Genomic DNA, 13,112 nt, shown 5'->3' on the forward strand with positions numbered 1-13,112 from the left:
TTAATTTTTCATTTTAAAACTATAAAACAAATATCCGCCAATTGCCAAAAGAAGCAAAATTGAACTGGCCAATGAAACTTTATTTCCTAAATAATAAGAGCTTGGCTCAAATTTAAACTCAACCTGATGTTTTCCTGCAGGAATAACCAATCCGCGAAGCACATAGTCAACCTGAATATGCGGAGTTTCCTTACCATCGATAAAGCTTTTCCAACCTTTAGGGTAATAAATTTCAGAGAAAACAGCCAGCTGCGATCCACTGTTCACGGTAGCTTCGTATTTCAGGTCATTGGGCTGATATTCGGTAAGTTTTATCTCGCCTTCTCCTGAACCAGAAGTAAAGCCGCCTAAGCCTTTGTCGAAGCTTTTATTTACAATGGCTGTCGATTTCGGGTCGAAATTTTTCATTGAAGTGACTTCCTGATCGGCGCTGTCGACCACTTTGGCTGATTTTACGAACCATGCATTCCCTAAAGCATGAGTATTTGGCAACGGTGGCTGATTCAAATCGTAGATGTAATATTTCGTGTTCAGCATATTAATCACAGGCAGCAGGGCCATCGCCGAATCAATTGATTCAGGCTTTTGGAACGCGGAAATTAGTGAGCGCATTTCAGGCTCTATGGCATAACTGTAAAGTTCGTTGTAGCGTTTCATTTTTGCACCATGGTATCCACCAATCGATTTGTGGAAGAATGAAGTACGCGCATCGGCCATTGGATTCTGAAGATTCAGAACGCGGTAATATAAATCTTTGTCTTTCTTTATTTCCTTATCAACCGGCATTTCCTGAAAAGGAACGGCTACTTCTTTTTTCGAAGTAAAATTATCGTTATTGAAGTATTTTTTGTCTATCGGCCACATATCGATTGCAACAAGACCAACCCATAAAATGATGGCATATTGCGCTTTTATTTTATTGTTCCAGTAGGCCCACAAACCGGCAGCAGCAAGCAGTACAAAGATAAAAGAACGGAAAGCATCGATACGAAGAGCCGATTGACGGTCAGCAATTAAGGCATCAATAAACTGTTGCGGATATCCCATTTTCAGATATTGAGCATCAGTACTTCCGGAGAAACTACCAGCCAAACCCGGAATAATGGCAAATATCAAAGCCAGTCCACCAGTAATTCCGAAGGCATATTTCAGCCCGTTCATAAATTCTACTGAAGAAATTTTACGCTGATAAACTTCTTTAATGGCAAGCGCGCCCAGCAAAGCCATAGAAAACTGCTCAATGACAATGATATTTTTTACATCCCTGAATTTGTTGTATCCGGGGAAATAGTCGAGCATGATGTTAGTTAGGAAGGAAAAATTCTTTCCAAGCGACAACAGCAGTGAAAAGACGAAAACTGCGACCAGCCACCATTTGTCCTTCCCTTTTACCAGAAAAATCCCGAGTACAAAAAGGAAGCACAAGACTGCGCCAAAATAGAACGGGGCTCCTGAAATAGGCTGACTTCCCCAATACATCGGCATTCCGCTTTGCACCATTTTTTTTGCTTTGTCAGCTCCCTGAGCCTCAGCCAGAAATTTATAGGTTTCAGAACTTGTAGTCAACGGTTCGCTCATGCCACCACCTTTGAACCGTGGAATAAATGCGGTCATGGCTTCTCCCAAATCGTAGCTGTAATCGAGAATGTATTCTTTATCGAGACCACTCGATTTGTTTTCATTATTCAGGCTTAATTCAGACTGACTCCGGATTGAATATTTTCCGTATTCGTAAGTGGTATATAAACGTGAGAAATTGGTGCCTACCGCAAATAAAACGGCAATCAATAAAAGTCCTGCTGTTTTGGAAAAATCGGGAAGGGTTTTTTCCCTGATGGCATAAATCAAATATGTAATTCCTATGACCAGAGAAAGAATAGCCGCATAATAAGTCATTTGCAAGTGGTTGGCGCTCAACATCAGCGATAAACCAATAGCGGCCATCAAACTTCCGCCGATTTTATTTTTCTTGAAGGCAAGCAAAATTCCGGCAACAATAAGCGAGGTATAAGTTAATGCGTGCGCCTTGGTTAAGTGCCCTGTGACCATTACCACGAAAGTAAAGGTCATAAAACCATAGGCTAAACTGGCTGCAAACGCTGTCCATACGCCCATATCCAATAAAATACAAAGCATGAAAAAGAACGAAAAGCTCAGGGTAAGAATCATTACCGGTTGTGAAATTGCGGTAACTGATTTCTGTATCTTCGAAATTAACTCGCCCGAATAAATTGTTGAAGTCAGATAGGCAGGCATTCCGGAGAACATATTGTTCGACCAAAGCGCTTCTTTCCCGGTTGCATTGCGGTAATCGACAATTTCTTTCGACATGCCTTTAAATTGAGCTCCGTCAGAACTTTGCAACCTTTTTCCTTCCAAAACAGGCGAGAAATAGATCACGCTGATAACCAGAAACAACACAATAGCAAGGATATAAGGTCCTGATTTACGAAGGAGATTTTTTGTATCCATATTAATGATAAGTGTAATTTTTAAATTCGTATTTTCGTGCGAAGCAAAAATAAACCTTTTAATTCTACTTTGACTGTTTTCGGAATGAAAAGATTCTTAAGCTCAGCACCAGATCGTTTAGGCAACGTGATTGATAACATTGAGGTTGTTACGCTGATAATCAGGGGTTTTGTTGAGTAAATTGCAAATAGTACATTGTTTAATCGTAAATAATATCAATGGGCGTAATTAAAAGGCAAACGATCAAGGGCTCAATTTACTCGTACCTGGGCGTGGCACTTGGATTCCTTTACACAATTCTGTCGATCAAACTACTCTCTTCAGAACAAATTGGACTTACGGCTATTTTGGTTGCAGTTTCGGCGCTTTATTCTCAATTTTCAACCCTTGGATTCACTAAAGTTATTGAACGACTTTTCCCGTATTTCAGGGATAAGGAGCATAATCACAATGGTTTTTTGTTTATTACTTTAGCCGTTGGGATGGTAGGTTTTGCCATTTCACTCATCACCTTTTTTATTCTGAAACCTTATATCATCGAAAGTAATCAGGCCAAATCACCCCTGCTGGTGCAATACATCTGGTACCTGATTCCACTTATCTTTTTCAGAATGTTTTCGGTAATGCTCGACACTTACAACAAAATGCTTTTCGATGCAACCACCGGATCGATTCTTAGCGACTTTGTTTACCGGGTAGGCACTCTGTGTATGCTTGGTGCATTTTTCCTGAAATGGATCAATTTTTCGCTGTTTATTCTCGGTTTTGTATTTTTTCTCAGTCTACCGGCAATCTATTTGGTGGGCTTGCTCATTTATCGCAAGCAGTTCAATGTTCAGCCTAAGCTGGATTTTATCAAGCCTCCTCTTCGGAAAGAAATGATCAGTCTTTCGGTATTTGGAATTATTGGCGGATTGAGTAGTGTAGCTCTCAAACAAATTGACACTGTCATGCTTAACAGTTATACCGATTTGGCAATGACCGGTAAATATTCGATCATATTCTATTTCAGCACCGTAATCCTGATTCCAAGTGTAGCATTGGGCAAAATTTCATCGACCATTATTGCCGATGCCTGGAAAAATAAGGATATGGACACAATTGCCGACATTTATTACAAGAGCAGTATCAATCAGCTTTTTGCAAGTTTATTGCTTTTTATATTGGTGGCTGCCAATTTGCAAAACATTATTCATCTGCTGGGTTCCGGATACATTGGAACCGAATGGGTAATCATCCTGATTTCACTTTCAAGTTTGATTGTTTCCTCTACCGGATCGAGTGTGCAGATCATCGGTACTTCGCATAAATACAAAATTCAAACCTATTCGCTGGGAGTGTTGGTCGTGCTGGTTGTCATCTTTTACTCTATTTTTATACCCATGTGGGGAATGGTTGGCGCAGCGTTGGGTTCGTTATTGTCGGTTGCCGGAGCATCGCTTTTGCGTGTTTTCTACCTTCAACGCAACATGAAACTATTTCCGTATAAGCTGACTCATTTGAAATGTGTAGCCATCGGAGTTTTGGCTCTGGTCGTCGGAAAGATCATTCCGGTGATGGATCATTTTCTGATCGACCTGATCATGCGCTGTTCGTTCATCAGTGTGGTTTTTATAGGATTGTGTTACCTGTTTAATATTACAGGCGATTTAAACCTGATAGTAAATAAATTTTTGAAGCAAATCGGAATCATCAAATAACCAGAAGTCAAAACTAAACTATACGACCATGAAAATTCGTTTTATCGGTGCAGCACGCGAGGTTACAGGCAGCAAGCACCTCATCACTACCAAACAAGGAAAAAAAATATTACTCGACTGCGGAATGTTTCAGGGAAAAGGACTGGAAACCGATGCAATGAACCGCAAACTTGGGTTTAATCCTGAGGAAATTGACCACATTATTCTCAGCCACGCCCACATCGATCACTCCGGCTTGATACCGTATCTGTACAAATTAGGCTTTAGAGGTTCGGTCATATGCACCAATGCTACACGCGACCTGTGTTCGCTAATGCTTGTTGATTGTGGGCATATACAAGATTACGATACGAAGACATTTAACAAGCGGCGTATTGCGAAAGGACTTCCGTCTGTCGATCCTATTTATACAGAGGAAGATGCACGCGCGTGTATGGACTTGTTTATTGGAATTGCTTACGACAGGCGCTTTTATATCAACAGCGATATTTCAGTCAGGTTTACCAATACCGGGCACATGTTGGGCAGCGGAGTTGTTACTCTGGAGGTAAATGAAGACGGCAAAAAAATACGTGTAGCCTACACCGGCGACATTGGCCGGCCGGAAAGCCGCTTATTGAAATCTCCGGCGCCTTTTCCTCAATGCGATTACCTGATTACTGAAACCACATACGGCAATCGACTTCACCCAAAGATGCAGGATGCTGAAAAGGAATTACTAAGGGTAATCGAGGAAACATGTGTCAAGAACCGAGGGAAACTAATTATTCCGTCATTTGCTATTGGCCGTGCCCAGGAAATAATTTACTCGCTAAATAATTTCTTCAACGAGCGAAAATTACCTAAAGTAAATATTTATTTAGACAGTCCGCTGGCCATTAATGCAACCGAGATATTTAAGATACATACGAACGAACTAAACGATGATGTTGCCAAAGTGATGTTATATGATAGCGATCCATTTGGATTTAATTCGTTGTTTTACATCAAAAGTGCCGAAGAATCGAAGTCGCTTAACTCCTACAAGCAACCCTGCGTTATTATTTCGGCATCGGGCATGATGGAAGCTGGAAGGGTAAAACATCATATTGCAAACAACATCGAAAATCGTCGAAATACCATTCTCGCAGTTGGGTATTGCGCCCCGACAACCCTTGGAGCTCGAATTTTAAGAGGCGATCAGGAAATTTCAGTATTTGGTCAAAGGCATCAGGTTCGTGCTACCATCGAAAAAATTGAAGCTTTTTCGGGGCACGGCGATTATCAGGAAATGGCTGATTTTATTGGTTGTCAGAACGCAGGAGAAGTTAAGAAAACTTTTTTGGTACATGGCGAATACGAATCGGCAAAATTCTATGCCAATGTCATAAAAGAGAGAGGGTTTAAAAACATTGAAATCCCGGAAGCTGGTAGCGAGTTTGAACTGAAATAAGCTTAGTCGAGCCAAACTACCTTTTGTTCCGATTGGTGTGGCTGTCCGATAATGTCTCTGTATAATTCAGGTCTCCTTGCCTGAATGTACCGGTGTCCTCCTGCCTGAGTATTTTTTTCAGGAGTAAAAGTTGCTGTTACAAAACTGTCATCAAATGTACGGCACTCAGCAATAACATCTCCAAAAGGATCGATAATCATGGAGCAGCCATTTTTTAGCTGGTCATCATCCATCCCGATGGGATTTGTAAAGACAGCGTAAATGGCATTATCGTAAGCTCTTGCCGGGAGCCATTTCATCAGCCAGCCCCGTCCTTTCATCCCGTCAAACTCCAATCGCAGCGAAGTCGGATCAGTCTCGCGATTCTCCCAAAGTTTGGGGTCTACAAAACCCGCTCCGGGTCTGGTTGAAGGTGTACACATCGTAACATGAGGCATAAAAATAATGTCAGCTCCAAGTAATTTGGTGGCTCTCACATTTTCAATGATGTTATTATCGTAACAAATTAAAATGCCGCATTTCCATCCCAAAAGATCGAATACGCAATAGCTATCGCCTGACAACAAATACGGATTTATAAACGGATGCAATTTCCTGAATTTTACCACCAGTCCGCTTTTATCAACGCAAACATACGCTTTGAATAAATTATCATTTTCATCTTTTTCGAAGAGCCCAGCCAACACAACAATATTATGGTCTTTTGCGATTTGCGCGAGCCTTAAAATGCTTTCTCCTTCTGGAATAAATTCAGCCAAATCAAGCATCTGTTGTTTAGAAAGGTTTCGGGCAAAAGTATACCCGGTAATTGAGCATTCATGAAAAGCAATTACGTGTGAACCTTCATCGGATGCCTTTTTGGAAAGTTTTTCAATGACACCCAAATTGTAGGCCTTGTCGCCACTTCTATTTTCAAATTGCGCTGTCGAAATTTTCAGGTTGTCCATGCTGTAATCAATTTATTATTACCTGTCAAAGTTAATCCGAAAAGAACTGAATGAGAAAAAATCTGTAAAGAACATTTCTGTACTTTTGTCTTTATTCGAAACGATTAATTATCATGTCGCAATTAGGAATTATACTTCAAGCCCGAACCGGATCTACCCGAATGCCTGAAAAGGTTATTCTGCCCTTTTTTCAGGAGCAATCTATTCTGGATTTGCTGCTCGAAAAGGTGAAAAAATTAGGTGTTCCGTTTGTGTTGGCAACCACCGATAATCCAACAGATGATCGGATTTGTGCCCTGGCCGTCAGACATGAGGTTCCGGTTTATAGAGGTTCTGAAAATGATGTGCTCGATCGTTTTATTCAAGCCGCAAAGTCGTTCGGTTTCAGTAAAATCATTCGCGTTTGCGCCGACAATCCATTTTTAGATTTAGCCGGAATGCAAACTCTGGTAACCGAGTTCAGCGATTCGGATGCCGATTACCTGAGCTTTCAATTGGCCGGAAATAAACCTTCCATTCTCACACATTTTGGATTTTGGGCTGAAGCGGTTCGCCTTGTTGCGCTTGAAAAAGCACAGAAACTGACTTCAGAAAAGTTGTACCACGAACATGTAACCAATTACATTTACGGTAACCCCGATCTGTTCAATGTTCGGTTTATTAAAACTGATCCTCTGGTCTTTTCGCGTACCGATATCCGCATGACACTGGATACCCCGGAAGATTTTGAAATTCAGCAAGAAATATTTGCGACTATCAGCAAGGAAAATCCTAATTTTGGCATCCCTGAAAGTATCAGTTGGCTCGACCAACATCCGGAAATCCTGGAACTGATGAAAAAGGAAATCGTGAAAAATCAGAAATAAAATTGAAAATGAGCAAATCAACCTATATTATTGGCGAAATTGGTCAGAACCACAATGGTGAAGTTGAGATTGCCAAAAAGCTGATCGACGTGGTTACTGAGCCCGTGATTGATCATCTTTTCGGGCAGAAGCTGAAGCCAATGGATGCGGTGAAAATGACACGCCGCGATTTGAACGAGGAACTTTCGGCTTCCGAAATGTTTCGTCCTTACGAAGGTCCAAATTCGTTTGGCAAAACTTACGGCGAGCATCGCGAATTTTTGGAATTGAACGACGAACAACATTTTGAAGTATACCAATATGCCAAGTCGAAGGGACTAGAAGTTGTTGAAACCCTTTGTGCAAAAGGGTGTTTGTCGATGTTAAAGTTGTTTACTCCTGATCGCCTGAAAGTAGCTTCGCGCGATTTGACCAACTTACCACTTTTGGAAGTAATGGCCGAAACAAAAATCCCGATCATTCTTTCGACCGGAATGACCGGCAAAAAAGAGTTGGACGATGCACTCGAAATTATTTCCAGATACCATTCGAACATCAGCATATTGCATTGTTTGTCGCAATACCCATCTGAATATCAGAATATTAATTTGTTGAGCATTCAGTTTCTGAAAGAACATTATCCGCAATACACCATTGGTTATTCCGATCATTCCATCGGAATTTTGATGCCTGCCGTTGCTGTTGGTATGGGTGCCGAAATCATTGAAAAGCACATTACCTTAGACCGCAACATGAAAGGCACCGATCACCGCGGATCGCTCGAACCGGAAGGCATCTGGCGTATGATGCGTGACATCCGGAATACCGAATACGCCATTGGCAAAAATGATTTATTTGTCAGCGAAAAGGTTCAAACTACTCGCGTTAAACTGGAACGTTCTATCGCCACAACTCGTACGATTGAGGCCGGTGAACAAATCACTGAAAACGATTTACATATGCTTAGCCCGGGCAATGGTTTTAAATGGGCCGAAAAAAACAATATAATTGGTAAAAAAGCGCTGGTTTCGATTCCGGCTAACGAAATTATTTATCCTGAAATGCTTGCGAAATGAAGATAAAATTAGTGTTGACTGATATTGACGGGGTTTGGACTGACGGAGGGATGTATTACGACCAGACAGGAAATGAATTGAAGAAGTTTAATACCACTGATAGTGCCGGAGTTGTTTTTTTGCAATTACTCGATATTCCGCTTGGAATTATAACCGGCGAAAATACCAAAATTGTATGGAGGCGTGCCGAAAAACTGAAAATAAACCATTTGTTTATTGGGGTCAAAAATAAGCTGGAAGTAGCCGAAAAACTTTGTGCCGAAATGCATATTTCACTTCAGGAAGTAGCCTATGTTGGCGACGACCTGAACGATGCCATGCTTTTAAAAGCAGTAGGGTTTAGCGCTATACCTGCAAATGCCTGCACTTACATGGAAAAATATGCCAAAATCAGGCTTAAAAGAAATGGAGGGGAAGGCGCTTTTCGCGAATTTGTTGAATTGCTGCTCGCGAAAGAAAACCTACTCGAAACGGCAGTCCAGAAATACCTGAAAGCTACGTTACAGAAGTAATTGGAATTTTACCAGTTCGGAAGGATAGCGCCTGTATCAAGAGAATTTAACTAGTGTTTCAGAGTTGTCGGAAGGGTAAATGAAACGACAGTACCTTTACCCTTTTGGCTATCAATTGTGATTGTTCCGTTATTTTTCTCAATGAAATCTTTAACAAGGATTAATCCTAATCCCGTACTCAATTCATTTTCGGTACCGGGAGTATGAAGCGTATTGGTTATATCAAAGATCTTTACGAGTGAAGATTTTTCAATTCCAACTCCATTATCTGTAATACTTACAGTTGCTTTATTCAGGTTAGTAATTTCGCTCTTGATAATTACAGAACCTCCTCGATGTGTGAACTTTATGGCATTGCTTAGGAGATTTCGTACGATAGTTTGAATCATGTTGAGGTCGGCCTTCACAAAAATTTCATCGTTTAATTCAAAACTGACATTAATCTGTTTGTTATCAGCAGATTGAATTAGCCCTTTTGTAGAATTCTGAATAACATCGGTGAGTTTTAACTCACTCGGATTGAATTCAATTTTGTTTAATTGCGATTGACCCCAAATAAGAAGATTTTCAAGCAATACACTTACATTTTCAGCAGATTTATGTAGCGATGATAATATCTTTTTTAATTCGTTTGGACTTAGTTCATTAAATGTATCGTTAAGATGTCCCAGAAAAGCGGCAAGATTGACGGTTGGTCCGCGCAAATCGTGTGCAATGATTGCAAAGAATTTGTCTTTCGCAGCGTTAGTCTCTTTTAGTTCGAGATTTTTATGTCTCATTTTAGTGTAAAACCAATAAATCAAAATTGAGATTAAGATTGCAATAAAGATTCCTATGATCATGATTAATTGAGAAGTTCTATGCTGCTTGATTATGAGTGAGTTAATTTCGTTTTGTTTTTCCAATTCTAAAATCAGCCCATTTTTTTTATCAATCTCATAAATAGCCTGCAACTGTTCCATTTTTATATCAGCATCACCCGAAAGAAGAGAATCTTGAATTTCGATTTGTTTCTTCTGACAATTGACAGCATTTTCAAGATCATTCATCTTTAAATAGACCTTGGTCAACTTTGAATATATGTTTAATTGTATGCTTTTTTGGTTGTTCGATTTTGCTAGATTTAATGCTAACTGCAATTTGTTAAACCCATCCTCTTTTTGTCCTTGTTCAATGAGGCTTAATCCGAGGTACTCATAAACCGAAGGAAGACCAAGAAAGTCATCGACTTCTTTCTTTATCTTAAACGATTCATTCAAATGAGTTTCGGCCAGTTTATATTCTCCAACGGCATAGTCAATCATCCCCAGATTTTTATAGGCGTTTGACAGACCGTATTTTTCTTTACTGGCGCTGTACGTTTTTAAAGTAAAATCAATGTCTTTGTATGCTTCTTTGAAATTTCCTGCCTCCAGATTGAGAAGACCAATCTGAGAATAACATATCGCAACGCCACTTTGGTTTCCGTCAATAGTTGCCATTTGGGAGTATATTTCCAAAGCTTCCCGAAAATACTCTAAAGCTTTTTGAGACAGTTTTAAGTCAGCGTATATTCGACCCAATAAATAGGCTGCCCACGCCTTTCCCTCTGTGAAACCTGCTTTTTCATAATTGAGCTTCGAGTTAATAATGTATTCTATTGATCTGTCATATAATCCATTAACTCTAAATATGGTTCCCATCATCGAGTAAGATGAACCCATAACTTTAAAATTGTTTGATAGGCGACAAGACTGGATAGAGGCATTAAAATTTTCGAGTGCGATTATATCCTCATTGAGGCTGTGCTTAATTACTCCTTTACGGAATAGAATTTCTCCTTTGTACCAATTATCGTGAATAGCTTCTGAGATGGTAAGTGATGTATCAAGATAAGCCAAAGAAATATCCTTTAGCTCCAACGCCTGATTTATTCTCCCCAATGTAAAATAGGCCTGCATTTCCAGGCTTTTGTGGTTTGCTGTTTTGGCAGCTAACAGGGCAGAATTTGCCAGATTCTTCGATTCATGGCTGTCGTTACCGACAATTAAAAGTGAGAGTTTAAGTTGGGCGGAGATTCTATCTAATCCTTTAGTGTTGTTTATCGCTTTGCGAAGGCTGTCAATTTGAGTAAGGTTAAATTTTTCCTCAGAGATGGCTGAGTATGTAATTGCAATAGTCAATAAAAACAGAGTAGACCAGAGAATCTTTTTATTCATCTTTTTATTTTACTTAAGAATCAAAAACTGAAGCAAGCAAATGTAGTTGTTCTAACCTGCTTCAATTTGAACCCATAAAGGTTTAAAAAAAATAATCATTTTCAGGATGAAAAATACAAAGAAAAATTGGATAGCCAATGCCAGGTTATTGTAGCATTTTTATAAGTATTAACATCTTTATGGATCCTGGACTAAACTCCTTTGCGATGCTTACGTCAAAATAATTCATTATTGGAATCAGGGTAATAGAATCCCTTGGTTAGAAACATTGTACCACGACATATGTAATTGATAATATAGTACTTTGACCATGAGATGCAAGTATTATTGATAGTAGTCTTAAATGAAAAAAGAGTCACACTTATGTGTAACTCTTTGATTATTAAGTTTGACTAACTGAGCTTAAGTCAGTTACTTTCTGATTATGATCATGTTGAGCTGTAAATTATTTTTTAATTTTATAAACATCTGATAATCAATGATCTATTTTTTACTTTTTTGAAATATTACATTGGATTATCATGATCTATCACAAAACCTAGCTCAGTTTTTGGGAATAAATAAAAAGCTATTCTAAGCGCTTGTTATCCATATAAACTCCTTCCCATTTGATCTTTCCGTTGTTATCAAAGCCATGCGATAGCATGACCGGGATATTGGACTTTTTCTTGCCATCCATAGTTGTAACAGACAATACCCACCAGGAATAAACAACGTAGTATTCTTTTTCATAGGCTACACAGACCGGCTCTCCCGATTCAACTAATTCAATTGTATTGTATGTTGCAAAGGTCTTTTGATCATCGGCTTTTTTTGTCTTCAGATCAATTGATTCACCATCTTTAAGTGAAAGACTTCCAAAAACGGCATCAGGGGTATAAAAACTTAACCAGGTTTCAATATCCTTTGCTGCCCATGCGTTCACAGCTTTTCGGGTGACATTGATGTATGGGTGGTACTTGTAAATGACCCCACTTTCAATTGTTTTCTGGCTCTTTTCTATTTGCTCAAAAATGTTATCACTGAAGTATTGATTCGCAACAGCTATCTTCCCGTCTTTATTGAAGCGATATAAATCATGAACATGAATTTTAACTTTTATTCCAGTAGCCTTATGTGTTCCTGTCCATAGTAACCAATCCTGGACCCAAAGACCTCCATTTTTATAATCAATAGCGTCAGGAAAAGCAGGTTTATCGTCTTGAATTATAAAATTGTCAAATCCGTTCCACCAATCAACAAAACCGCTCATATATTTTTGGGGCTTTTTTTCGTATTCTCCATTTGAACCCACCCAAATTGTATCAGCGAAAAAACTTACAAATGCTTCTTTGTCTCCTTTGACAAATGCTGCCCACATTGCTTTTGTCTTATTAATGGCTTCATGTTCTGAATAAACAATGCCATTCTCTTTTTGAGCATTAACCGTCAAAAATGTGGTTAATACAAGTACTAACACGAAACCTATCTTTTTCATACCTATTGAGTTTTAGTTGTTAAATTATCTTTGATTTTTAATCTCGAATTATTGCATAGTGTTTAAACTCATTGAATAAATCTCAAGAGTCAACCATTAGAAAATCAATGGAGGAGAATGATCAAAAGCAAGAAAAATAATAGTGGCAAGATGTACCCAAATCTGATTTTTCATGATTCGGATTTGAGATATTTATCAAACACTTGATAATGGCATTTAACAGATTAAAATATCAATCAAATGTCCAGATAGAGTGATATAGAGTTGATTTTCATATAAATATACGAAAATTGGAAGACATTAATATTTAAAATTTCGAAGAAAATTTCAAAATATGTAAAAGTGGATTTGCCGGTTAAATTGACCAGTCCGCGCCGTTTTATATTGACCACCTTTCGCCGGAGTAAATTGACCACCTATTTTCAATATTGAGAACGATCATTTCCTTGTTTT

General features: G+C 39.0%; 9 protein-coding genes. 5 read left to right on the plus strand and 4 right to left on the minus strand.

Annotated elements, in window-relative coordinates; translation table 11 throughout:
• The gene (locus AQPE_RS10015) at positions 1-2,472 is read right to left on the minus strand and encodes a YfhO family protein (protein ID WP_318350920.1); all 2,472 of its coding nucleotides are present in this window, start codon (positions 2,470-2,472) and stop codon (positions 1-3) included.
• A gap of 218 nt (positions 2,473-2,690) precedes the next feature.
• Here AQPE_RS10015 and AQPE_RS10020 point away from each other — a divergent pair, with 218 nt between their 5' ends.
• Together AQPE_RS10020 and AQPE_RS10025 are read left to right on the plus strand one after the other, a co-directional pair.
• Positions 2,691-4,172 carry a lipopolysaccharide biosynthesis protein gene (locus tag AQPE_RS10020; RefSeq protein WP_318350921.1) on the plus strand — a complete coding sequence of 494 codons (1,482 nt, stop codon included), beginning with the start codon at positions 2,691-2,693 and terminating at the stop codon, positions 4,170-4,172.
• A 28-nt stretch (positions 4,173-4,200) separates the two neighbouring features.
• Positions 4,201-5,604 carry an MBL fold metallo-hydrolase RNA specificity domain-containing protein gene (locus AQPE_RS10025; protein ID WP_318350922.1) on the plus strand — a complete coding sequence of 468 codons (1,404 nt, stop codon included), beginning with the start codon at positions 4,201-4,203 and terminating at the stop codon, positions 5,602-5,604.
• Between the two features lie 2 nt (positions 5,605-5,606).
• On the opposite strand, the gene AQPE_RS10030 is transcribed toward AQPE_RS10025, so the two are convergent.
• On the minus strand, positions 5,607-6,551 hold the full coding sequence (locus tag AQPE_RS10030; protein ID WP_318350923.1) for a nitrilase family protein: 945 nt from the start codon (positions 6,549-6,551) through the stop codon (positions 5,607-5,609).
• A 113-nt stretch (positions 6,552-6,664) separates the two neighbouring features.
• Here AQPE_RS10030 and AQPE_RS10035 point away from each other — a divergent pair, with 113 nt between their 5' ends.
• The 3 genes from AQPE_RS10035 to AQPE_RS10045 are packed head-to-tail and all read left to right on the plus strand — an operon-like array spanning position 6,665 to position 8,984.
• Positions 6,665-7,417: a cytidylyltransferase domain-containing protein gene (locus AQPE_RS10035; protein ID WP_318350924.1), complete on the plus strand. Its 753-nt coding sequence runs from the start codon at positions 6,665-6,667 to the stop codon at positions 7,415-7,417.
• A gap of 8 nt (positions 7,418-7,425) precedes the next feature.
• Positions 7,426-8,472, plus strand: a complete 1,047-nt coding sequence (locus AQPE_RS10040; protein ID WP_318350925.1) for an N-acetylneuraminate synthase family protein — start codon at positions 7,426-7,428, stop codon at positions 8,470-8,472.
• Positions 8,469-8,984 carry a KdsC family phosphatase gene (locus AQPE_RS10045; protein ID WP_318350926.1) on the plus strand — a complete coding sequence of 172 codons (516 nt, stop codon included), beginning with the start codon at positions 8,469-8,471 and terminating at the stop codon, positions 8,982-8,984. Before AQPE_RS10040 ends, AQPE_RS10045 begins: the two co-directional genes overlap by 4 nt.
• A gap of 50 nt (positions 8,985-9,034) precedes the next feature.
• Here the strand turns inward: AQPE_RS10045 and AQPE_RS10050 are convergent, their stop codons facing one another.
• Entirely contained in the window at positions 9,035-11,182 is a 2,148-nt protein-coding gene (locus AQPE_RS10050) for a tetratricopeptide repeat-containing sensor histidine kinase (RefSeq protein ID WP_318350927.1), read from the minus strand.
• A gap of 568 nt (positions 11,183-11,750) precedes the next feature.
• Positions 11,751-12,659 (minus strand): nuclear transport factor 2 family protein, encoded by a 909-nt coding sequence (locus AQPE_RS10055; RefSeq protein ID WP_318350928.1) that lies wholly within the window; start codon positions 12,657-12,659, stop codon positions 11,751-11,753.
• Positions 12,660-13,112 lie beyond the last annotated feature (453 nt).

The organism is Aquipluma nitroreducens, assembly GCF_009689585.1.
GTDB lineage: Bacteria > Bacteroidota > Bacteroidia > Bacteroidales > Prolixibacteraceae > Aquipluma > Aquipluma nitroreducens.